General features: G+C 71.1%; 26 protein-coding genes. All 26 read right to left on the bottom strand.

All coding sequences use genetic code 11. The features are described from left to right. A partial coding sequence (locus FJ251_04680) for a sigma-70 family RNA polymerase sigma factor (protein MBM4117028.1) occupies positions 1-555 on the bottom strand: 555 nt, incomplete at its 3' end. A gap of 94 nt (positions 556-649) precedes the next feature. Further along, positions 650-883, bottom strand: a complete 234-nt coding sequence (locus FJ251_04675; protein MBM4117027.1) for a hypothetical protein — start codon at positions 881-883, stop codon at positions 650-652. Next, positions 880-1,938, bottom strand: a complete 1,059-nt coding sequence (locus FJ251_04670) for a hypothetical protein (protein ID MBM4117026.1) — start codon at positions 1,936-1,938, stop codon at positions 880-882. Before FJ251_04670 ends, FJ251_04675 begins: the two co-directional genes overlap by 4 nt. After that, a complete protein-coding gene (gene flhA / locus FJ251_04665) occupies positions 1,922-3,997 on the bottom strand; it encodes a flagellar biosynthesis protein FlhA (GenBank protein ID MBM4117025.1) in 2,076 nt (691 codons plus the stop codon). The genes FJ251_04670 and flhA overlap by 17 nt, the downstream gene beginning before the upstream one ends. A gap of 12 nt (positions 3,998-4,009) precedes the next feature. Next, on the bottom strand, positions 4,010-5,083 hold the full coding sequence (gene flhB, locus FJ251_04660) for a flagellar biosynthesis protein FlhB (protein MBM4117024.1): 1,074 nt from the start codon (positions 5,081-5,083) through the stop codon (positions 4,010-4,012). Position 5,084: 1 nt separating this feature from the next. Next, positions 5,085-5,861 (bottom strand): flagellar biosynthetic protein FliR, encoded by a 777-nt coding sequence (gene fliR / locus FJ251_04655; protein MBM4117023.1) that lies wholly within the window; start codon positions 5,859-5,861, stop codon positions 5,085-5,087. Positions 5,862-5,868: 7 nt separating this feature from the next. Then, positions 5,869-6,132 (bottom strand): flagellar biosynthesis protein FliQ, encoded by a 264-nt coding sequence (gene fliQ / locus FJ251_04650; GenBank protein MBM4117022.1) that lies wholly within the window; start codon positions 6,130-6,132, stop codon positions 5,869-5,871. A gap of 9 nt (positions 6,133-6,141) precedes the next feature. Beyond that, the gene (gene fliP, locus FJ251_04645; GenBank protein ID MBM4117021.1) at positions 6,142-6,933 is read right to left on the bottom strand and encodes a flagellar type III secretion system pore protein FliP; all 792 of its coding nucleotides are present in this window, start codon (positions 6,931-6,933) and stop codon (positions 6,142-6,144) included. A 138-nt stretch (positions 6,934-7,071) separates the two neighbouring features. Continuing rightward, positions 7,072-7,485 carry a flagellar biosynthetic protein FliO gene (locus FJ251_04640; GenBank protein ID MBM4117020.1) on the bottom strand — a complete coding sequence of 138 codons (414 nt, stop codon included), beginning with the start codon at positions 7,483-7,485 and terminating at the stop codon, positions 7,072-7,074. A gap of 9 nt (positions 7,486-7,494) precedes the next feature. Next, a complete protein-coding gene (fliN, locus tag FJ251_04635) occupies positions 7,495-7,911 on the bottom strand; it encodes a flagellar motor switch protein FliN (GenBank protein ID MBM4117019.1) in 417 nt (138 codons plus the stop codon). Next, positions 7,908-8,972, bottom strand: a complete 1,065-nt coding sequence (locus FJ251_04630; protein MBM4117018.1) for a hypothetical protein — start codon at positions 8,970-8,972, stop codon at positions 7,908-7,910. Before FJ251_04630 ends, fliN begins: the two co-directional genes overlap by 4 nt. Positions 8,973-8,987: 15 nt before the next feature. Continuing rightward, the gene (locus FJ251_04625) at positions 8,988-9,599 is read right to left on the bottom strand and encodes a flagellar basal body-associated FliL family protein (protein ID MBM4117017.1); all 612 of its coding nucleotides are present in this window, start codon (positions 9,597-9,599) and stop codon (positions 8,988-8,990) included. 149 nt (positions 9,600-9,748) lie between these two features. Continuing rightward, positions 9,749-9,988, bottom strand: a complete 240-nt coding sequence (locus FJ251_04620; protein MBM4117016.1) for a flagellar protein FlbD — start codon at positions 9,986-9,988, stop codon at positions 9,749-9,751. Positions 9,989-10,006: 18 nt separating this feature from the next. Further along, the gene (locus tag FJ251_04615) at positions 10,007-12,079 is read right to left on the bottom strand and encodes a flagellar hook-basal body complex protein (GenBank protein ID MBM4117015.1); all 2,073 of its coding nucleotides are present in this window, start codon (positions 12,077-12,079) and stop codon (positions 10,007-10,009) included. A gap of 42 nt (positions 12,080-12,121) precedes the next feature. Next, positions 12,122-12,838, bottom strand: a complete 717-nt coding sequence (locus FJ251_04610; protein ID MBM4117014.1) for a flagellar hook assembly protein FlgD — start codon at positions 12,836-12,838, stop codon at positions 12,122-12,124. A 10-nt stretch (positions 12,839-12,848) separates the two neighbouring features. Then, positions 12,849-14,459, bottom strand: a complete 1,611-nt coding sequence (locus FJ251_04605) for a hypothetical protein (protein ID MBM4117013.1) — start codon at positions 14,457-14,459, stop codon at positions 12,849-12,851. After that, entirely contained in the window at positions 14,459-14,989 is a 531-nt protein-coding gene (locus FJ251_04600) for a hypothetical protein (protein MBM4117012.1), read from the bottom strand. The genes FJ251_04605 and FJ251_04600 overlap by 1 nt, the downstream gene beginning before the upstream one ends. A gap of 4 nt (positions 14,990-14,993) precedes the next feature. Continuing rightward, on the bottom strand, positions 14,994-15,473 hold the full coding sequence (locus FJ251_04595) for a hypothetical protein (protein MBM4117011.1): 480 nt from the start codon (positions 15,471-15,473) through the stop codon (positions 14,994-14,996). Continuing rightward, a complete protein-coding gene (locus FJ251_04590; GenBank protein ID MBM4117010.1) occupies positions 15,473-16,786 on the bottom strand; it encodes a FliI/YscN family ATPase in 1,314 nt (437 codons plus the stop codon). Before FJ251_04590 ends, FJ251_04595 begins: the two co-directional genes overlap by 1 nt. After that, a complete protein-coding gene (locus tag FJ251_04585; protein ID MBM4117009.1) occupies positions 16,776-17,420 on the bottom strand; it encodes a hypothetical protein in 645 nt (214 codons plus the stop codon). The genes FJ251_04590 and FJ251_04585 overlap by 11 nt, the downstream gene beginning before the upstream one ends. Beyond that, positions 17,404-18,456, bottom strand: coding sequence for a flagellar motor switch protein FliG (fliG, locus tag FJ251_04580; GenBank protein MBM4117008.1), 1,053 nt, complete (start codon positions 18,454-18,456; stop codon positions 17,404-17,406). The genes FJ251_04585 and fliG overlap by 17 nt, the downstream gene beginning before the upstream one ends. Positions 18,457-18,459: 3 nt before the next feature. Beyond that, entirely contained in the window at positions 18,460-19,959 is a 1,500-nt protein-coding gene (fliF, locus tag FJ251_04575; GenBank protein MBM4117007.1) for a flagellar M-ring protein FliF, read from the bottom strand. Positions 19,960-19,982: 23 nt separating this feature from the next. Next, complete coding sequence (locus FJ251_04570) at positions 19,983-20,294, bottom strand: flagellar hook-basal body complex protein FliE (GenBank protein MBM4117006.1); 312 nt, start codon at positions 20,292-20,294, stop codon at positions 19,983-19,985. Between the two features lie 10 nt (positions 20,295-20,304). Then, on the bottom strand, positions 20,305-20,787 hold the full coding sequence (gene flgC / locus FJ251_04565; GenBank protein MBM4117005.1) for a flagellar basal body rod protein FlgC: 483 nt from the start codon (positions 20,785-20,787) through the stop codon (positions 20,305-20,307). 11 nt (positions 20,788-20,798) lie between these two features. Then, positions 20,799-21,161, bottom strand: a complete 363-nt coding sequence (gene flgB, locus FJ251_04560) for a flagellar basal body rod protein FlgB (GenBank protein MBM4117004.1) — start codon at positions 21,159-21,161, stop codon at positions 20,799-20,801. A gap of 7 nt (positions 21,162-21,168) precedes the next feature. Beyond that, positions 21,169-22,344, bottom strand: a 1,176-nt coding sequence (locus tag FJ251_04555; GenBank protein ID MBM4117003.1) for a sigma-54-dependent Fis family transcriptional regulator, incomplete at its 5' end; no start/stop codon positions are given.

Genomic DNA, 22,344 nt, shown 5'->3' with positions numbered 1-22,344 from the left:
CCGCAGGCGATCGTAAGCGCTCGGCACGCGCAGATCCGAGAGGATCTCGCGCACGGACGCATAGGTGCCGTCCTTGCCGACGCGCAGCTCCTCCTCGATCGAGAGCAGGCTGGACTGGGAAACCTCGCCCACCAGGCGGTAGAAGTCGTCCATGTCCAGCCGCAGGTGATTGGCCAGCTCCGTGTCGCGGGGACTGCGACCGAGGCGGATCTCCAGCTCGTGGATGGCGGCGTCGATGCGCTTCGCCTTGCGACGCACCGAGCGGGGAAACCAGTCCTGATTGCGCAGCTCGTCGAGCATGGCGCCGCGAATGCGGGGAATCGAGTAGGTCTCGAACTTCACTTCCTTGGCCGGATCGTAGCCTTCGACGGCCTTCATCAGGCCGATCATGCCGGCGCCGACGAGATCGTCCATCTCGACCGAATCCGGGAGGCCGGCGGCCAGTCGTCCTGCAACGTACTTGACCAGTCCCAGGTAGTGCACGATCAGTCGCTCGCGGTCCCGAGGCGATCGCGCGCGGTGATACGAGTCCCACAACGGCTGCGCTTTGTCCAAGTGTCCGCGTCCCTTCCGCTAGTTGCTCCGCGCGGTGCCCGCGGTGTTCAGCACGCCCATGCTTCCTTGCAGCATCTGTGCCACGGGACCCCCGCTAGGGCTGGTGCCGGTCGGCTCCAGGCCCCCCACCAACCCCGGCTTCGCCGCGCGGGGACCGCGCGCGCGACAGGCGCAGCAGGGCCAGAATGATCAAGATCTGGGCACCGAAGACCGCCAAGTAGGCGATGAGGGCCTTCTGGAGCCCGAGCAGGAGCGGCCAGCCGCGCCAGGCGCTGTAGAGGAAGGCCAGCATCGCCGCCAGGAGGTTGAGCCGCTGCATGGCGCTCATCGACCAGCTCCCGCTTCGGCGCGGACTGGTCGCAGGCTGCTCCGCAGCCCCGCGAGCAGGCCGGCCGGCTGGGCCAGCTCCAGCGTCGAGCCCAGCGCGGTGCCGCCGGCGACGAAGGAGAGCAGCGGCGCGCCATCGCGCGTGAGGTCGAGGGCGAGACGCAGCGGATCGGCGAGATCGACGCGCGTGATCGCCAGGTAGTGCGCGGCCTCCTGGAGGCCGGGCGCGAAGCGGGCCCAGCCGTCGGCGGCCAGCACCGCGTGCCGGAGCAGCATCGGCACGCCGGCCTGGGCGGCGGCGCGCTCCAGCAGCGCCCGCTGGTCGAGGCTGAAAGCCGGCATGTCCACGATCACGAGATCCCGCCGCTCGAAGAAGCGCAGCGCCTCGCAGAGCCCGCCGGCATCCGGAGCGAGCACGGCCTCGTGGCCGCCGGCGATGGCGAGGGCCTCCAGCCGGTGGCGCTCGCCGCCGTGCGCGGGCGCGAGGGCGATGTGGACGGCGCTGGCGCCGGCCGCCGCGGCCCGTGCGCAGAGCTTCGCCGCCAGGGCGCTGCGCCCGACGCCGGGCGCGCCGAGCAGCGCGTGGTAGCCGCGCAGGTCGGCCACGGCCATCGCCTCCAGACAGGGCAGGGCGAGCGCGAGCCGATCGAGGGCCGGACCGTGCTTCGCCTGCTCGACGGGCGGCACCTCCTCGGCGTGATCGGCGGCCAGTCGCGCCAGCGTCTCGGGCAGGAGGCCCAGCTCGCCCAGCGGCGTCGCGAGCGGATAGCGCCCGCTCTCGCGGGCATCCAGCTCGGTCTCGACGACCGCCAGCAGGGACTCGAGGCGAGCGATCTCGGCCGCGAGCGGCGTCCCGGGCTCGCTCATCCGCCCCGCGGCGCCGGGCAGCGCCACGCGCACCTCGATCTCCTCGGCCATCCGCAGCGCGCCCGCCAGCGGCCGCTGCCGGCTTCGCGTCTCCAGGATCAGCGCGTCGGCACCGAAACGCTCGCGAACCAGGCGCAGCGCGCTGCGCAAGTCGCGAGCGACGACCGTCTGCTCAGTTTGCGTCGTCAAGGCTCACCATCCCCAGGGCATTGACCTCGGTCCCGGCGGGCACTTCGCCGAAGGCCAGGACCGTCAGGCCGGGCAGGAAGATCTCCGTGTAGCGCTTCAGCAGGAGCCGGATCGGGCTCGTGACCAGGATCACCGGCGAGTAGCCGCGGCGCGTGAGACGCTCGACGGCGGCGCGCAGCTGCGACTGGAAGCGTTCGGCGATTTCGGGCGGCAGAAAGATGCCGCCCGTCTCACCGTACTGCTTGAGCGCGCCGAGGAAGAGCTCCTCGGCGGCGTGGTCGAAAGTGAGCACGGCAAGGCTACCGCGCTCGTCGAGGTGCTCGCGGATGATCGCGCGACCCAGCGCCTCGCGCACCTTCTCCGAGAGGTAGTCGGCGTTGTGGCTCTGGCCGAGGTTGTCCCCCACCGTCTCGAGGATCGTCACGAGGTCGCGAATCGGCACCCGCTCGTGCAGCAGGTTGGCGAGGATCTGCTGCAGGAAGCCGAGCTTGATCTGGCCCGGCACCAGTTCGTCGATGAGCGAGGGCGCGAGCTCGCGGACGCCGTCGACGAGGCGCTTGACGTCCTCGCGGCTCATGATCTCGTCCGCGTGGCGGCGCAGGATCTCGGCGAGGTGCGTGCTGATCACGGCCGGCGGCTCGACGAGAGTCAGGCCGCGGTCATTGGCCAGCTCACGCGCGGCCTCGGGCACCCAGAGCGCCGAGAGGCCGAAGGCCGGCTCGACCGTCTCGATGCCGGGCAGGCCCGCGCGCTCCTCGGGCCCCGCGATGCAGAGCAGGTGCCCGGGCAGGATCTCGCCTCGCTCGAGCTCCACGCCCTTGAGCTTGATCGCGTACTCGTTCGGCTTCAGATGGATGTTGTCGCGGATGCGCACCGGGCTCACGTAGAGGCCGAGCTCTGTCGCCTGCTGGCGGCGGATGGCCGTCACGCGCTCGATCAGGTTGCCGCGGCGCGCGGCATCGGCGAGCGGGATGAGCCCGTAGCCGATCTCCAGCTCGAGGCGATCGACCTGGAAGAGGGCGCGATCCTCCAGCGTTTCCCCGGGCGCGGCCGGGGCGGCCGCCGCTTCCGCGGGCGCCGTCTCCGCCGCGGGCCGCCGCAGGCGCCAGGCACCGAAGCCACTCAGGCCCGCGAGCGCGAGGAAGGGAAGGTGGGGCAGGCCCGGCACGATGCCGAGGACGCCGAGCGCGCCCGCCGCGATCGCCAGCGCGCGCGGCTGGCTAAAAAGCTGGCTGACGACGTCATCGCCCAGCTCGTTGCGGCTGCGTCCGCGGGTGACGACGATGCCCGAGCTGACCGAGATGATCAGCGCCGGGATCTGCGAGACGAGACCGTCGCCCACCGTGAGCAGCGTGTAGGTGCGCAGGGCCTCGGCCAGGCCCATCCCGTGCTGGGCGACGCCGATCACGAAGCCGCCGAGAATGTTGACGACGATGATCACGATCCCGGCGATGGCGTCGCCGCGCACGAACTTGCTCGCACCGTCCATGGCGCCGAAGAAGTCGGCCTCCTCGCCGATCCGCTCGCGCCGGCGCCGCGCCTCGCCCTCGTCGATCAGCCCGGCGTTGAGATCGGCGTCGATCGCCATCTGCTTGCCGGGCATCGCGTCAAGGGTGAAGCGCGCGGCCACCTCGGCCACGCGGCCGGCGCCCTTGGTGATCACGATGAACTGGATGATCACCAGGATCAGGAAGACGACCATGCCGACCACGGGATTGCCGCCGACGACGAAGCTGCCGAAGGACTCGATCACCTTGCCCGCGTAGCCGTTGAGCAGGATCAGGCGTGTCGAGGCGACGTTGAGCGCGAGCCGGAAGAGGGTCAGGAAGAGCAGGAGGGTCGGGAACACCGACACGCTGAGCGGATCCTTGATGTAGAAGGTCACCATCAGGATGATCAGCGCGAAGGTCAGGTTGAAGGAGAGCAGCAGGTCCAGCAGCGGCGCCGGCAGCAGCAGCACCATCACGGCGAGGATGCCGATCAGCGAGACGCCGACGAGGATGTTGGCGTTCCCCCTCAGGATGCCGTCCAGCCGCTCCGCGCGCAGCAGTTCGCTCATCGCCCGCCTCCCTTAGGCCCCGGCCCCGGCGCCGCGCGGGCGCAGGCGGTAGACGTAGGCGAGCAGCTCGGCCACGGCCTGGAAGAGCTTGAGCGGGATCCTGTCGCCCACCTCGCACTCGGCGAAGAGCGCGCGCGCGAGCGGCGCGTTCTCGACCACCGGCACCTTGGCGGCCTGGGCCGTCTCGCGGATGCGGGCCGCCACCAGGTCGGCGCCCTTGGCGAGCACGCGGGGCGCGCCTTCCTCCTCCTTGTAGGACAGGGCGACGGCGAAGTGCGTCGGGTTGGTGACGACGACATCTGCGCGCTTGACGTCCTCCATCATGCGCCGCAGCGAGAGCTCGCGCTGTAGGGCGCGCAGGCGGGACTTGAGCAGCGGATCGCCCTCGGTCTCCTTGTACTCCTCTTTCAGCTCCTGCGGCGTCATCATGATGTCCTGCTCGTGCTGCCAGCGCTGGAAGGCGTAATCGGCGCCGGCGAGCACGACGAGCAGCAGGATCAAACGTCCCGCGAGCAGGAGGGCCGTCTTGCCGAGCACGGCCAGGGCGGGCCCCAGCTCCAGCCCGGAGAGGCCGATGATCGCCTCGGCCCGGCCGGAGAGCGTCCACCAGGTGATCGCCAGCAGCATCGCCATCTTGACGAGGCTCTTCGCCAGCTCGAAGCCGCTGCGCTTGCTGAAGAGCCGGCGGAAGCCGGCCAGCGGATCGATGCGCTCCGGCTTTGGCGCGAGCAGCGCGCCGTTGACGCTGAAGCCGACCTGGGCCACAGAGGCCGCGATGCCGACGACGAGCAGGATCAGCCAGAGCGGGGCGAGCAGGCGCAGCGCCTCGCCGACCCACAGGCGCGAGAGGATGGGCAGCGTGCCCGCGTCCAGGCTCACGGTGAAAGCGGCGTCGATGCCGCCGACGAGGAAGCGTCCCAGCCCGCGGCCGAGCTGGGGCGCCAGCGCGGCCAGCGCGAGCAGCGAGGCGAGCAGCACGAGGAAGCTGCTCAGCTCGACGCTGCGCGCCACCTGACCCCGTTCGCGCGCCTCGCGGCGCCGGCGTGGGGTGGCGAGCTCGGTCCGTTCCTGTCCCGTATCGGCCATCTCAGCGCATCCAGGTCAGGAGGGAGTGGAAGTCCACGGCCAGACGGTCGCCGGCCGCCGTGAGCAGGGGCCCGACGGTCCGCAGGCCGAGGGCGAGCACGGCCAGCGCCGCCACGATCTTGAGCGGAAAGCCGACGATGAAGATGTTCATCTGCGGCACGAGCCGGCTGAGGAAGCCCAGCGCCAGGTCGAGGAGCAGGAGCGCGGCGATCACGGGCATGCTCAGGCGCAGCGCCAGCGTGAAGACCTGCCCGGAGAGCTTCGCCCACTGCAGGAAGCCCGCCGGCGCGATCCCGAACTCCCCGACCGGCAGCAGCGAGAAGGAACGCCCGAGGCCGCGCAGGAAGGGATGGTGCAGGTCCAGGCTGAGAAAGAGCAGCAGCGCGACGATGTAGTAGAAGCGCCCGTAGACGCCGACGGTCTCCTGAGTGCTCGGATCGTAGATGCCCGCCGCCGCCAGACCCGACTGGACGCCGACGATCTCGCCGCCGAACTGCGCCGCCATGAAGAGGAAGTTCACGAGGGAGCCGAGCAGAAGGCCGACGATCGACTCGCGCAGTACGAGCAGCACCTGCGCGAAGGGGTCGGTCGGCAGGAGAGCCGGCGCCGGCACCGCCGTGAAGAGCAACGCGCTGAACGTCGCCGCGACGCCGGCCTTGAGACGCATCGGCACCGCGCCGCCCCCCATGCCCGGGAAGACGGCGAAGAAGGCCGCCGTGCGGGCGAGGATCAGCATGAAGAGCACGACGCTCTGGGTTTCGATGACCGGCCAGCTCACGGACGCCTCACAGCCGCTCGATCATCGTGAAGACCTGTCGGGTGAAGCCGAGCATCACCTGCAGGACCCAGGGCAGGGTGATCAAGCCCACCACTAGGATGCCCACGATCTTGGGCACGAAGGTCATCGTCATCTCGTTGATCTGCGTGACGGCCTGGAACACGCTGACCAGCAGACCGATCACGAGGGCCGCCGCCAGCATGGGGCCGCCCACCATCAGGGTCGTCACGAGGGCCTGCCGGCCCAGGTCGAGCACGAGTTGTTCGCTCACGCTTGCCTCCTAGCCGAACGAGCGGATGAGGCTCTGGACGACGAGATTCCAGCCGTCCACGAGCACGAACAGCAGCACCTTGAAGGGCAGTGAGATCATGACCGGCGGCAGCATCATCATGCCCATGCTCATCAGGATCGAGGAGACCACCATGTCGATGACCAGGAAGGGCACGAAGAGCACGAAGCCGATCTGGAAGGCGCGCTTCAGCTCGCTGAGCACGAAGGCCGGCACCACCACCGTCAGCGGGGTGTCCAGGCGCGCTTCGGGCTGCGGGCGATTGCCGATGCCGAGGAAGAGGGCGAGATCCTTGTCCTGCGTCTGCTTGAGCATGAACACCTTGAGCGGCGCGATGCCGCGGCGCAGGGCCTCGGCGTCGTCGATCTCGTCCGCCATGTAGGGCGCGACCGCCTCGCTGCGGATCTCGTCGATGACCGGGCTCATCACGGCCGCGGTCAGGAAGAGCGCGAGGCCGATGATCAGCTGGTTGGGCGGCATCTGCTGGGTGCCGAGCGCCTGGCGCAGGAAACCGAGCACGACGACGATGCGCGTGAAGCTCGTCATCAAGAGCAGGATCGCCGGCGCGAGGGAGAGCACGGTCAGGCCGAGCATGATCTGGAGCGCGGCGCCGAGTCCGCCGCCGCTGGGCGTGCCCTCGCCGATGCTGAACTTGACCGGCGGCACGCTGAGCGCCTGGGCCGGCGCCGCGGCGGCGAGGACGACGAGCGCGATCAGGACGAAAGCGATCGGCTGGAAATTGCGCACTGCGAACTCCTCCGCTGGGATCCAGACCCTGTTCATCAAGCCCCGTGCCGGGCGCCGCTCGGCGCGAAGACCGGAGGGCGCAGGCAAGTCGCTATATGATCAGGGGATGCGGAGTAGCTGCGGGAGGGGGCGGCCGGCGCGCTGCGCCGGCCTGGCGAGAAACTGGCCGGCGACTCAGATGCCGCGGCGCTCGGCGAGCAGGCGCTTGAACTCCGTGGCCACCGGCTGGGCGGTCTCGCCGCGCTCGCCGAGGTCCAGCAGCAGGCGGCTGCCGTCGGCCTGCAGGCTGATGAGCAGCTCGCGGCCGTCCACGCTGAGAAGGGCGACCCGGTGGCGGGCGTCCAGCGCGAGCTGCTCCTCGCAGCGCAAGCGCTGGCCCTGCCCACCGCGCGCCGTCGGCAGCCGCCGCAGCGCGGGCGCGAGCCCGAGCGCGAGGGCGATGATCCCGACGAGCGCAAAGAGCAGACGCAGCATCGCCGCGCCCGGCGCCACGGTTTCCCCGGCGGGCAGCAGCGCGATCAGGCCGAGTCCGGCGAAGGCGCCGGCGGCGAGCGTGAAGGGGGAGCGCAGCCAGTTGTGCCGGCGCATGAGGGCCTCCTAGTCGCCGAAGGTATCCAGGCGATCGACGCGGCCCAGCAGGCGCGTGATGCGCACGCCGAAGACGTCGTCGAGCACGATGACTTCGCCCGTGGCGAGCAGCACGCCGTTGACGCGCAGGTCCACGGGCTCGCCGGCCAGCTTGTCGAGCTCGATCACCGAGCCCTGGCCGAGCTCCATGATCTCGCCGATGCTCAGGCGCGTACGACCCAGCTCCACGGTGAGCTCCAGGCTGACGTCGCGCAGCAGCGCGAGGCCGCTGGCCTGGCTCTCGCCGACGCTCGCGGCCGGCTTGCTGTCCATGCCGGCGCTGAAGGCCGGCAGGTCGGCCGCCTTGGCGATCGGCTTGGGCCGTGCCGGGGGCGCCGCGGGGGCCGCGGGGGCCGCGGGGTCCTGCAGGGTAGTCTCGTCGCTCATCGCTTGCCCTCGTTTGACAGGTGCTGTCCGTCGAGCGCGCCCCCCAGCGGGTTCTCCCGCGGCCGGAGGACGCGCGTGATCTTGATCGCCGATTTGCTGTGCGAGCGGCCCATCTTGGCGAGGAAGAGCGGCGACCCGCCCACCGTCACCTTGAGCGGCTCATCGACCTGCTTGCGCAGACCAATGATGCTGCCTTCCGCGAGCTGCCGCAGTTGCGCCAGCGGCAGCGGCAGGCGGGCCAGCTCGGCCACGACCTCCGCGCGGGTGCTGTCCAGGACCAGCGCCAGGCGCCGGCTGTCCTCGCGGCGCTCCTCGGCGCCGCGCGCATCGCGGTTGGGCGCGGCGCCGTCGCCGCTCAGTTCCGCATCCAGGCTCGTCAGCGAGAGGCAGAGGCTGAGCTGGCCGCCCAGGTCGCCGATCTCGATGGCGAAGGGCAGCACGATGCAAGGCTCGCCCGCGCTCAGGATGTAGGTGTACTCCGGGTTGTGCTCGATCGCCTTCAGGTTCGGCGCGACCGCGAGCAGGCGCTGCATCGCCTCGCGTAGATCGCCGAGTAGTCGCTGCAGCAGCTTGCGCGCGATGCGCGCCTCGATCGCCGTGAACTCCCGCTTCAGATCGGTGGCGGTGCCCGCGCTGCCGAGCAGCTTCTCGATCATCGCGAAGACGAGCTTGACGTCGATGTCGAGCAGGCAGGGGCTCTTGAGCGGCGGCAGCTCGACGATGCCGAGGCAGGTGGGGTTGGCGAGCCCCCGCGCGTGCTCGTCGAAGGCCTGCTGGCGCAGGGGCTGCGCGGAGACGGTCACCGGCAGGCGCAGCGTGTTGCCGAGCGAGATCGCCAGCAGCTTCGCGTAGCTCTCGCCGGCGATGCTCAGGCTGCGCACGAGGGCCTTCGAAAGCTGCACCGGCCGGCGGAAGTCGTAGGCTTGCGGCAGCACGCGCCGGCCCCGGCGGGAGAGCACCGCATCCTCCGCGAGCGCGAGCGCGTCGGCGCTCGACGCCGGCGGCAGCGCCGCGTCGGGCGTCGTCGCCAGCTCCTCGTTCGTGCGCTCCTCGAGTTCCACCGTGTCGACTCCCGTCTACTGCACCACGAAATCGCTGAAGTAGATGTTCAGGACCTGGCCGGCGTGCAGCCGTCCGTTGATGTCCGCCAGGAGCGCCTGCTTGACACGCTCGCGCCCTTCGCGGCCGATCACTTCGTCGACGCCGCGGCTGCCGAAGTGGCTGATCACCAGGTCGCGCAGTTCCGGCATCCGCTCCTCGATCTCGGCCGCAGTCTCGGGGCTGCCCACTTCGAGCCCGGGCGCCACCTTCAAGAAGTGCGTGCGCTCGTTGCCCTGCAGATTGACGACGACGCTCTCCATGAGCACGATGCTCCCCTGCGCCTCGCCCTGGCCGCCCTTCGTCTCCCCGTGGCCGCCCTTCTTTTCGCCGCGGCCAGCCTTCTTCTCGCCGTGGTCAGCCTTCTTCTCCCCTTGCTCGGCCTTCGCGTGGGCGGCACTGCTGTCGGCCGCGCCGTGGCCCGGCAAGCGGGGCAGGATCACGAAATGTGCCAGGGCCAGCGCCATCGCCAGTTGCGCCACGACGATCCCGCCCAGCATGACGACGAGCTTGGGCAGCTTGCCGCGCTTGCCGCCTGTCGCCGCCGCGCCCGGCGCGCTCTCCTGGGTATCCTTCGTCTCTTCAGCCACTTCGCGTCCTCCAGAGCTCTCGGCGCTGCCGCCGCGCGCCGGCGCTGCCGCCGCCGCTGTCCCCTACCGCCCGCGCCCATGCGCGGCCGGCCCAGGAGCGGGCGGCGCTGCCCGCCGCGGCCCCTGGCGTGTTTCCGACCACCGCCGGCCTAGCTCTCGCTCAGGTCCTGCGGGCTGTAGTCCGGGCCGCCGGTTGGCACCGGGTAGGCGCGCCCCAGCTCGCGCCGGTAGGCGAGGATGGCCGCCCGCACCGCGGCGAGCGACTCGCGGACCAGGAGGCGCCGCCCCGTGGTCAGGAAGAGGAGGCACTCGGGCGTCTCCTCGAGCATCTCCACGAGGTCCGCGTTGACCATCACCGCCTGCCCGTTCAGCTTCGTGAGCTGGATCATGGCCCCCTACTCCCTCGGCTAGCGCTTGATGTTCACCAGCTCGGTGAGCATCTCGTCGCCGGTGCTGATGATTCGCGCGCTGGCCTGGAAGCCGCGCTGCGCGGTGATCATCTCCGTGAATTCCTGCGCCAGATTCACGTTGCTCATCTCCAGGGCGCCCGGCGTGATGCGGTTGACCACCGAGCCGCTGATCGTGCCGATCAGGGAGCGGCCCGAGTTCGCGCTCTCGGAGTAGAGATTCGCGCCCTGGCGGGCGAGACCGGCCGCGTTCGAGAACTGGGCGACCGCGATCTGCGCCAGGTCCTCCGAGACGCCGTTGGAGAACTGGCCGACGATGACGCCCCGCTCGTCCACGAGCACGCTCTCGAGAACGCCCGACTCGTAGCCGTCCACCGCGATGATCTTCGCCGTCGAGGCGCCGGCCGTCTGCGTCAGCGAGCTCGAGCCGACCGCGCTACGGATCTGCAGGTCGATCGGGCTGGCGCCGTTGCCGGGATCGATGCGCAGCGAGCCGCTGCCGTCGTCGAAGGAGAAGCTGACCAGCTCGCCGTCCGGGTTGAAGATCAGGCGGCCGCGATCGCCGCTGGCGATGGCGCTCGTGCCGTCGATCGTCGCTTCCCAGTACCACTCGATGGTGCCCGAGTCGGTGGCCGGCTTGCGGAAGTTGATCGTCAGGTGGTGCTTCATGCCGAAGCTGTCGAAGATGTCCGCGCTGACGGGATGGATCTCGGCATCCTTCGCCGATTGCAGCTCGGTGAAGATGAAGGTGTTGCCGAAGGTGGTCGTCGAGCTGGCGTCGCCGATCGTCAGGCTGTCCAGCGCGTTGCTCAGGCCGGCGTTGCCCGTGATGCGGATGCGGCCCGCGTCCGTGAACTCGATGCCCGCGTCGCCGTACTCGGAGATGCCGGTGACCGACTGGATCGCGTTCATCAGATCCTGCAGCGTGGAGGCGGCGGTCACGGTGAAGTCGCTCGGCGCGTGCGCCTCGCCGCCGACGTAGGCCTGCAGGCTGAGCGTGGTGCCGAGGATGTTGTACTCGCTGTCCGGCCCGTTCAGGGGTTCGCCGTCCCCGTTGTAGAGGTCGACGATGAGGTCGCCCGCTTCGGCGGCCTGCATCAAGGTCTGGTGCATGATGGCGGTGTCGCCCACGCCGCCCTCGATCAAGGCGTCGAAGGTGAAGGCGGAGTTGAACTCCGGATTGCCGTTGATGCTAAGGCGCAGGTCGTGGACGTCGTTGCCCGCCGCCGGATGCCCCGCCACCCTGATCACGCCGTCGACCAGCGTCACCGAGCCGGGCGGATAGGTCGGGCTCGTCGCCGTCAGCGCGCCGTTCAAGAAGGTCATGACATCCTGGATCGTCATCGTGTCGGTGACGGTCAGCGAGCCGCTGATCACGTCCGTGCCGACCAGGCCGCTCACATTGATCACATCGCCCGTGCGCACGTTGAGGTCGGCGCCGAAGCTGCGCTGCGAGGCGTCGATGAGCGCGGTGCTCGCGTCGGCCAGCTTCAGGAAGCGCTCCGACTCCGTGATCGTGGGCAAGGCCTCGGCGTTCGCCTTGAGGTTGCCCGCAAGCGCAATGTAGCTCGAGGCCGAGGCGCGCACGACCCGAGAGCGGTCGACGACGATGTCCGAGAGCGTGCTGCTCTCGCGGATCTCGCCGGAGGCATCCGGCAGGTAGCCCTGCACGATCGAGCCGCTCGCCTGGGCGACCAGGTTGCCGTAGCCGTCCAGCGCGAAGTTGCCCGAGCGCGTGAAGTTGAGCGCCTGCCCCGACTTCACGACGAAGAAGCCCTCCCCCTGGAACGCGAGGTCGAACATGTTGCCCGTGGCCTGGAGGTTGCCCTGGGTCTGCAGGGTGTCCACCGAGGCGACGGTCATGCCGAGGCCGACCTGGATCGCGTTGCGACCGCCCTGCCCCGCATCGGCGCGGCTGGCGCCGCTGACGGTCTGGTTGAGCATCTCCTGGAAGGAAACGCGCCCCGTCTTGAAGCCGATCGTGTTGATGTTGGCGATGTTGTTGCCGATCACATCGAGCTTCGTCTGGTGGTTGATCAGCCCAGACACGCCCGCGAAGAGACTTCTCAGCATGCTCCTAACCTCCCTCGAATCAAGCGTCTCGATTGCTTTGCGCTAGTCCGCCGTCAGGCTGTTCGCCAGGCGGCCCACGGCGGCTTCGCGGATCTCGATCACGTCCGCGAGCGTGAATTCCATGTCCCCCACGACGACGTAGGCCACGCCTTCCGAGAAGCGCACGCCCTCCACGTGACCGCGCAGCCAGGTGCGGGCGGCGACGTCCACACCGTTGCCATCCTTGGCCGTGACCGTGACGGTGTAATCCCCGTCCGGCACCGTGGCGCCCGCGTCGTCCTTGCCGTCCCAGGTGAACTGGTGCTCGCCGGCCGCCAGAGGCAGGCCGTCCTCGCCTTCGAGCCTCAGCGTGCGCACGACGTCGCCGTCCGCATTCTTGACCGCCACCGTCAGGAAGCCCTCCCCGTCGAGATCGACGAGGAAGTCGTTCGCGCCGCCGTCAGCGAGGCTGATCGTGCTTGTGTCCAGGAGCACGTCCTTGCCGATCAAGCTGGTCGAGAGCGCATTGGTGACGCTCTGCTGCATCAGGATCCCGGTCTGGGTGCCGGTGTTGATGTCCTGCAGCTGCTCCAGGCTGGCGAAGGTGGCCAGCTGCGCGATGAAGTCCTCGTTGCTCGTCGGCTCCATCGGATTCTGGTGCTTGAGCTGCGTGACGAGGAGCTGCAGGAACTCGTCCTTCCCGAGCTCGGCGCTGCCGGCGGCGTTGCTGCCGAAGCCCAGCGCGGTGTTGAGACCGAGATCAGCGATCGTTGTGCTCATCGGTCACCTCTCAGGCGCGCAGGTCGATGAGGCCGTCGTGGCCGCTGCGCCAGGTGCTGGTGGAGGCGGACGCCTCGCGCTCTGCGCGCAGGCCCTCCCGCCAGGATCGTGACTGGCCCTCACCCCGGGGCTGGCCCTGGTGGCCGCCCTGCCGCAGTTGCAGCTCCACCCGGGCGTCGCCGAGGCCCTGCTCGGCGAGCAGCGCGCGCAGGCGCGGCAGCTCGGCCTGGAGCTGCTCGTGCGCAGCCGGCGTCTCCACCGTGAAGCGCGTCAAGCTGCGCCGCCCCTCGCCGTCGAGCTCGACCTCGAGACGCAGGGGACCGAGCGCCGGCGGGTCCAGCTGAAGCTCGGCGCGGTAGTGCGTTTCGCCGTCCCCGCGCAGCTCGCTGAGCACGCGCAAGGTCCGCTCCGGCAACTCGCGGACAGGCAGCGGCGCACTCTCGGCCGGCGCCGGCGCCGCGTCGAGGCCCTCGCTCGACGCGCTCACCGGCGCTTCGCCCGCGAGGGCCATCGCCGGGGTCTGCGCTTCGCGCGCCGCGCTCGGCGCGGTCGTCGGGGCCGGGCGCGCCGCGCCGTCTCCGGCCGCGCGCGCCGGCTCGGGCTGCGCCTCGCCAGGCGACTGCGCGCTCGTCTGCGGGCTCTCGCTCGCCGTGAGGGCGACGCCCGGCAGGGCGGGGCCAGTCGGCGCCGCCTTGGCGCGCGCGTCGCCGCGCGGCGCGGCCACGCTCGTTCTTCCCGCCGTCTGGCGCACGCTGCGGCGGAGAGCCGCGTCGTTCCGGGTCGGCGCCGCAAGGTTCGCGGCCTCGCTGCCGGCAGTCGCCGGCGTCGCCGTTGCGGCGCCCGGCTGCGCCTGCCCGGCGCGCTGCGCCTGGAGGCGGTCGGGCTGGACCGCCGCGGCAACAGCCCTTGCCTTCGACGCGCCCGCTGGCAGCTCCGGGAGGCTCGCCGGCGGCGCGCCGCTCCCGTCCGTCGCGCGCGCCATGTCGGCGCTCGCACCCGGCGCAGTGCCGACCGCGGCGGGCTGCTCGCCGGGCTGCGCGAGCGTCGCTTCAACGCGCGCCCCCTCGCTCGCGGGGCTGCCCGGCTTCGCCGCGCTGGCGAGCAAGGCCGCGTCGCCGGCCGGACCCAGACTCGGCAGCGCCGACGGCGCACTCAGGCTCGGGCCCAGCGGCGGCCCCTGCAGCGTGGGCAGGGTCAGCGGCGACTCGCTCAAGGGATCGGGCAGGGGGGTCAGCGTGAACTGCGGGCTCAGCGGAGCACTCGTGGCCGTGGGGCTGAGCGTCGCGAGCGGGACATCGCCGCCGCCGGCGAGGATCTTCGCCTCGTCGCCGATCGCGCCGGTCTCGGTTTCATCGGCGTCCTCGACGGAGGCTTGCGCGGTCGCTGAGACCAGCTCGGGGTCCTGCGCATCGCTCGGCGCCTCGGCGTCCCCGCCGCCCAGGGCCAAGGGAGTGATCGCGCCGACAGTCTCGGCCGGCTGCCGTTCGTCGCGCGTGGTCGCCCCCGCGAGCAGGCCGTGGAAGAGCGCGCCGGCTGCCCCCGCCGCCTGCTTGCCGTCACCGCGACGCGTCGGCGCCGCGCTATCCCCCGCAGTGGGACCGAGCAGCATCATCAGGTCCATCAGTTCTCCTTCTGGGCGCTGAGCATGTTGCTGAGCGCCGCGGCGCGACCGGGGTCGAGCGCGGCGAGCACCTGCGCCGCCGGCCGCTCCTTCATGTTGCGGAGGATCTCGAGCACGATGTCGACGTCCATGCCGCTGAGGATGGCGGCCGCTTCCCTGGCCGGCATCGCCTCGTAGACTTTCGCGAGCTTCTTGAGACTGCGCAGGCGCGCTTCCTCGATCTGACCCGTTGCGAGCTGGATGCCGTCGCGCAGGCCGCTCAGCTTGTTGAACTCCTCGGCGAGCACTGCGCGCTCGAGCTCGAGACTCTCCTGGAGGTCCTCGATCTCGCCCTCGCGACGGGCAAGATTCGCCGCCCGGGCCTGCAGAGATTTCCGCTCCAGACTGAGCGAGTCCGCACCCGCAACAGCGGGCGCCGCCGTCTTCGCGGCGTAGCTCTCGCGCAGGCCCTTGAAAACGCCCGTCACGAGGAATGTCGCCGCGAAGATGACGATAAAGCTCAAGAAGCTGAAGAGGATGACCGATCGCATAGAGCTACCTCTCGTCCGCAGTCAGAGCGCGCAACGCAATCGCCATGCCATGGCGGGCCTGCGGGCGAGCGTCGAGCTCGCGCCGCTCACGCTGAGCCGCGGCGGCGACGAACTCCGCCGCCTGCCGCTCGGCCAGTTTCTCGAGCAGCTTGCGGGCGCGGCTGCGCTGGGTGAGCAGCTCACGCGCGGCCAGCAGCTCGCGCTCGCGCTCGGCAAGCCGTCGCTCGGCGCGCGGCAGCCCGCGCTCGACGGCGATGATCTGGTAGCGGTTCTCCTCGAGGCGGGCCGGCTCGACCCGCTCGCGCTGCAGGGCATCGCGGCGCAACAGCAGGTGGTGCCGCGCCTCCTTCAGCGCGGCGAGGTCGCGCTGCGCCTCCCGCAGCGGCCCTTCGCGCCGGGCCACTTCGCGCGCGGCATCCTGCTCGGCGCGCAGCCGCAGCCGCAGGAGCTTCTCGAGGCGAAAGCGGAAGCCGGACGCCGCCATCAGGCCGCGCTCGCGAGCAGGGCGGCCAGCGCGGCGCGGGTGGCGGCGAGCCCGCTGTGCTCGTCGCGGGCCTGGCGCAGGAAGCGTTGCCACCCGGGCCGGAGGGCGATCGCGCGATCGATCTCGGCGCTGCTGCCCGCCGGGTAGGCGCCGATCTGGATGAGGTCCTCGTTCTCGCGATAGAGCGCCATCGCCGCCAGCAGGCTGCGCGCGCGCTCGACCTCGGCCGGGGGCACGACGGCGGTGAAGAGTCGGCTCACCGATTCGAGGACGTCCAGCGCGGGATACTGCCCCGCCGTCGCGAGGCGCCGGCTGAGCACGAGGTGGCCATCGAGGATGGAGCGCGCGGTGTCGGCCACGGGATCGGCCATGTCGTCGCCCTCGACCAGCACGGTGAAGAGGCCCGTGATCGTCCCCTGCGCGGCGCTGCCCGCGCGCTCGAGCAGCCGCGGCAGCGCCGCGAAGACGCTCGGCGTGTAGCCCTTGCTCGCGGGCGGCTCGCCGGTGGCGAGGCCGATCTCGCGCAGGGCCATCGCGTAGCGGGTGAGCGAATCCATCATCAGGAGGACGCGCTGGCCGCGGTCGCGGAAGTGCTCGGCCACGGCGAAGGCCAGCTCCGCGCCCTTGATCTTCTCGAGCGCGGAGGCGTCACTCGTCACCGCGATCACCACCGAGCGCGTCCGGCCCTGCTCGCCGAGATCCTGCGCGAGGAACTCCCCCACCTCGCGGCCGCGCTCGCCGATCAGGGCGAGCACGATGACGTCCGCCTCCGCGCGCCGGGCCAGCATCCCGAGCAGCACGCTCTTGCCCACGCCGCTGCCCGCGAAGATGCCCACGCGCTGGCCCTCGCCGATGCCGGCGAGGCCATCGATCGCGCGGATGCCCGTCACGAGCTGGGTTTCGATCGGGCGCCGGCTGAGCGGCGAGGGCGCGAGGGCCTGGACGCTGCGCCGCTCGCGCAGCCAGGGCGTCTCGCCGCCGTCGATCACGCGGCCGAGGCCGTCGAGGACGCGCCCGATGAGCCCCTCGCCGACGCCGACGGCGAGCGGTGCGCCGCTGGCCAGCACCCGATCGCCGGGCCGCACGCCGACGAGCGCGCGGTAGGGCATCAGCAGCAGGCGCGCCGCCTGGAAGCCGACGACCTCGCAGGGCAGCGGGCCGGCGGCCGTCTCGATCGTGCAGAGCTCGCCCACCGAGCCGGCGATGCCCGCCGCCTCGATGAGCAGGCCGACCACGCGCTCCACGCGCCCGACCCGGCGCACGGGATCACTGGCGGCGACGGCCTCCGCGGCCTGCGCGAACTCAAGCGCCATGGCAGGCCTCGGCGCCGCTGAGAGCCCGCTCGAGCTCCTGCTCGAGCCGCGCAAGCTCGTCCGCGCAGATGGACTCCAGCCGCGCTTCGTCGCCCTCGAGGGCGAGCGAGCCGGCGGGCAGGCGCGGATCGGGCTTGAGCAGGAAGGGCAGGTCGCCGAAGAGCGTGCGCCGCTCGGCTGCGAGCAGGCGGCTGGTCGCTTCGAGATCGGCGGGGTTGACGAGCACGCGGTAGCCGGCGGCCCGTTCGAGCAGGGGCAGCAGCTCGTGCAGCTTCGCTCCCAGCACGGCCGGATTGCTGCGCAGCTCCACGCGCGCAACCCGGCGGGCGAGGGCCAGCGCCAGCCGCAGCAGCTCCCGCGCGTGCTCCTGCTGGAAGGCGGCGCGCTCGGCCGTCAGCCCCGCCAGCAGTCGCTCGAGCGCGGCGAGCGGGCCCTCGACGAGGCTGGCCCGCTCCGCCGCGTAGGCCGCCGTCGCCTCGGCCCGGCCCTCGGCCCGGCCTTCGGCGAGCAGCTCCGCGCGCAGGGCCGCGAAGGCCGGATGGCGCTCGAGCTGGGCGCGTTCGGCGGCCGTGCCGCGGCGGGCGAAGTCCTCGAGAACGAGGCCCGCCCGCAGGGCTTCACTCGATGATGCCACCCTCTTTGCCTCCCCGACCGGCGATGTAGATGGCGCCCTCGGCCTCGAGTCGGCGCACGACGTCGATGATGCGACCCTGCGCCGCCTCGACCTCGCTCACGCGCACCGGGCCCATGTAGTCCATCTCCTCGCGGATCGCCGTCGTCGCGCGCTTGGACATGTTGCCGAAGACGAGCTCGCGGACCTCCTGCGTCGCTCCCTTCAGCGAGAGCGCGAGGTCCTTGCTGTCCACCTCCTTCATGACCGCCTGGATCGACTTGTTGTCGAGCAGGACGAGGTCGCTGAAGGTGAACATCTGGTTCTTGATGTCCTGGGCGACGGCGGCGTCCAGGTCCTCGATCCCGTCGAGGATCCCGCGCCAGACGCCCTGGTCGATCTCGTTCAGGCTGCTGGCCAGATGCGAGGTGCCGCCGAACTTGGCGCCGAGGTCGGGCACTTCCGTTTGCACGAAGTCGCCCAGCACGGCCTGGATCTCCGCGATCACCTCGGGGCTCGGGCGTTCGATCGTCGCCATCCGGTAGGCCACGGACGTGCGCGCGTCCTCGGGCAGCGCGGCGAGGATCTGGCCGGCCTGCGGCGTCGGCAGGGTGCTCAGCACGAGCGCGATCGTCTGCGGGTGCTCCTTCTTCAGGAACATGGCGATGCTCAGCGCATCGACACCGTTGATCAGCCCGAAGTAGCTGCCCTCGCCCTGGCCGTGCAGGCGCCCGAGGATGGACTTCGCCCGCCGCTCGCCCAGGCTGCCGACGAGGACCTCGCGGGCGTACTCCTCGCCGCCCTGCACCATGAAGTCGCGGGACTGTGCCGTCTCGGCGAAGTCGCGCAGGACGGCGCGCTTGCTGTCGGCGGAGATCGCGCCCAGCGCGGCGATCTCGGCCGAGAGCGCCGCCAGTTCCTCGTCCGAGAGGTGGCGCGTGATCTCCGAGGCGGCGTCCTTGCCGAGCGCCACCATCAGCATCGCCGCGCGCGTGACGCCCTTCAGGTCCGCGGGTGCCGTCGCGCCGCTCGTCGCGGCCTCTCTGCCGGCTCTCGTCATCGGCTAGCTCCTCGCGTGCATCCAGGTGCGCACCAGCTGGGCGATGTCCTCGGGCTTCTCCAGCGCGAGCGCCCTGGCCTGCTGCTCCATCTCGATCGCGTTGCTCGCCAGACCCTCGACTCCGGCCGCCGCGCTGCCGCCCGCGCCGATGCGGCTCGGCTCCCCGCCGCGGCCCGTCTCGCGGCCGCTCCGCGGCGCGCCCGAGAGGCCGGCGACGAGCTGCCCGCTCAGGCGCCGGAAGGTCAGCAGCAGGAAGACGAGGACGAGGGCCACGAGCAGGCCCTTGAAGAGCTGCGGCGCGTGCTCGAGCCACATCCCGACGCCGCCGCCGACCGGCGGCACGTTCTCCTGGAAGCGCACGTTGAGCAGCTCGATCTTGTCGCCGCGCGTGCCGTCCAGACCGACGATGTTCTCGACGATCTTCCGGTAGCCCTCCAGTTCCTGTGCGCTGCGCGGCGCGTAGGCGGGCGCCCCGTCGGCGCCTTCGCTGTAGACGCCGTCGATCAGCACGGCCACCGTCAGCTTCCGGATGGTGCCCGTCGCGCCGACGATGTTCTCCACCATGCGGTTGAACTGGTACTGGACGGTCGAGCTCTCGGTCGACTCGCCGTCGCTCTCGCGCTGGCTCTGGTTGCGCTGCTCGTTGACGATCGCGGAGGTCTCGGGGTCGACGATCTCGCGCGTGCGCTCCACCTTCTCGAAGTCGAGGTCTGCGTTCACGCGCACGAGCGCCGTGCCGCCGCCGAGCACGCTCTCCAGGGTGCTCTGCGCCTTGCGCGAGAGGTAGTTCTCCACTTCCTGCTTGATCTCGAGCTGCGCCGAGCTGAGTCCGGAGACGTCGTTCGTGCCGTCGCGCGAGAGCAGCGAGCCGAAGCTGTCCAGGATCGTCACCTGGTCGGGGGCCAGCGACTCCACGCTGCCGGCCACCAGCCGCTGGATGGCCTCCACCTGATCGGCGCGCAGGGCGCCCGGCCGCGCCAGGTTGAGCACGACGCTGGCCGTCGGCTGCTGCTGCTCGCTCTTGAACAGGGCCGGCTTGGGCATCACCAGATGCACCCGCGCCTTCTCGATGCCGCTGATCGTGCTGATGCTGCGCGCCAGCTCGCCCTCGAGCGCACGGCGATAGTTCAGGTTCTGCGTGAACTCGCTGACGCCGAGGCCCTGGTCGTCGAAGAGCTCGTAGCCGGCGATGCCGCCGGTCGGCAGCCCCTCACCGGCCATGGCGACCTTCAGCTCGCCGATCTGGCTGGCCGGCACCATCAGGCCGCTGCCCCCGTTGGTGATGCGGTACTCGACGTTCCGCTTCTGCATCAGCTCGATGACGCGCGCGCTCTCCTCCGGACCGAGGTCGCTGTAGAGGAGCGTGTACTCCTCGCGCCCCAGCCAGGTGAAGAAGATGAAGAGCGTGGCGAGGACGGCCCCCGCCACCGAGAGGAAGAGCACGCGCTGGCTCGTGCCCAGCAGGCCCCACAGCTCGCGCATTCTCCCGAAGGTGCTTGCCATCTTCTGCTCCGCCTTCCGCTAGCCTAGACCTGCATTGCCATCAGCTGCTGGTAGCCTTCCAACAGCTTGTTGCGCACTTCCATGAGCAGCTCGAAGGTGATGCTCGCCTCTTCTTGGGCGATCATCACCTGGTGGACATCGATGCCGGCATCCATCGCGGCGGCCGGAATCGTGCCCGCCGCGAGCCGGTGCGCCTCCGCCGTCTTGCCGATCGTCTCGGCCAGCAGCGCGCCGAAGCCGTTCCCGGCCGGCGCGGGGCCGCCGAGCGCCTCAGGCCGCGTGTAGGCCTTGAGCAGGTTGTGCGTGACGAGCGGCCGCAGCTGGACTTCCTTCATCGCTCACTCCTCAGATGTCGATCGCGCGGCTGATCATTTCCTTCGCCGCGTCGAGGGCCGTCGCGTTCGCCTCGTAGGCGCGCGTCGCCTTGATCAGGTTGAGCATCTCGGTGACCGGATCGACGTTGGGCTTGAGCAGGACGCCCCGCTCGTCGGCATCCGGGTGATCGGGCGCGAACTCGCTCGTGAAGGGCTCCGCGACCTCGGCGACGCTGGCCACCAGCTCGGCCGGCGGCCGACGGTCGGCCCCGCCGATGCCGACCAGCGGCGCGCTCCCGCTGGCCTGCGCGAGCAGGCTGGCGAAGGGCCGTCCCGACGCGGGCCGCACCGGCTTGGCGCTGAAGACGACCGTCTTCGCGCGATAGGGCCCGCCCTCGGGCGTGCGCGTCGTCTCGGCGTTGGCGAGATTCTCCGCCGCCACGTCGAGGCGCAGGCGCTGCGCCTTGAGGCCCTGGGCGCTCACCTTGAAGCTGTCGAAGATGCCCTCGGGCATGGCCTACCTCCTTAGCCGCGGCCGCGGATCGCGCTGCGCAGGAGCTGGTAGCGCATCGCCAGGATGCGCGTCGTCACCTTGTGGCGCAGGTTCGTCTCGGCGAGCAGGGCCATCTCCTGCTCGAGGTCCACGTCGTTGATGCCGTTGTCCGTCGTGAGCGGCGAGCGCTCGAGCACCTGCGGCTGCGGCAGCGACTGGTCGCCGCGCTCGAGCGCCCGGGCCAGCTCCTGCTCGAAGCTCACGCTGCGGGCCCGGTAGCCGGGTGTCTCCACCTGGGCGATGTTCTCGGCGATCACCCGCTGGCGGAGGGCGTAGGCGTCCAGGCTCCGCTTGAGGACGTCGAGGTTGCCCTCGCTGTAGATGGCCTTCGGCATCGCGCTCCTAGGCCGTCGCCGCGCGGCTGGCGCCGCCGGCCCGGCGGTTCTGCTCGCGATAGAGGTTCAGCTTGTTGCGCAGCGTGCGCACGCTGATCCCCAGGTGGCGGGCCGCCTGGGTGCGGTTCTCGCTGAAGCGGGCAAGGCTCGCCATGATCATCCGCTGCTCCATCTCCTTGAGCGTCAGCTCGGCGTCCAGCTCGGCGCCGCCGCGGGCCGGCGCCTGCAGGTCGTCCTCGAGCAGGAAGTGCGCGAGCTCCAGCCGCTGGCCCTGCGCCATGACGACGGCCCGCTCCACCGCGTTCTGCAGCTGGCGGATGTTGCCGGGCCAGGTCTGGCGCTGCAGGTCGCGCAGCAGGACCGGCGTCAGCTCGGGGCGCGCGAGCCCGTTCTCGCTGGCCGCCTGGTTCACGAAGTGGCGCACGAGGTCGGGAATGTCCTCGCGGTGCTCGCGCAGCGGCGGCAGGTGGATGGGCACGACGCTCAGGCGGAAGTAGAGGTCGTCGCGGAACTGGCCCCTGCGCACGGCCTCCTTCAGATTGCGATTCGAGGTGGCGATGATGCGCACATCGACGGGCAGCGTGCGCGTGCCGCCGACCAGCTCGAATTCCCGCTCCTGCAGCACGCGCAGCAGCTTGCTCTGCAGCTCGACCTTCATCTCGCTGATCTCGTCGAGCAGCAGCGTGCCGCCCTGGGCCAGCTCGAACTTGCCGGGCGTGCGCTTGATGGCGCCCGTGAAGGCGCCCTTCTCGTGGCCGAAGAGGGTGCTCTCGAGCAGGGTGTCGGTGATCGCCGCGCAGTTGACCTTGACGAAGCTGCTCTGCGCGCGCCGGCTCATCGCGTGGATGGCCGCCGCGACCAGTTCCTTGCCCGTGCCGCTCTCGCCCGTGAGCAGGACCGTCGCCTTGGTTGGCGCCACGCTGGCGGCCAGGGCGTGCACGCGGGCCATTGCCTCGCTGCAGCCGAGGATGAGCCGAGCGGGGCCGCGCCCGCCGCCGCTCGCCTCGCTGCGGGGGCGGCGCCGCTCGCTCTCGCCGAGACGGGCGAAGGCGGCTTCCAGCTCGCGCAGGCCGAAGGGCTTGGGCAGCAGATCGGCGGCGCCCGCACGCAGAGCGGCCAGGGCGACGGCGAGCGTCGCGTAGGCCGTCATCACGATCACGGGCAGACCCTGCTCGCGTGCGAG

This window comes from bacterium, assembly GCA_016873475.1.
Taxonomy (GTDB): Bacteria; Krumholzibacteriota; Krumholzibacteriia; order JACNKJ01; family JACNKJ01; genus VGXI01.
This window is presented reverse-complemented; position numbering and strand designations above follow the sequence as displayed.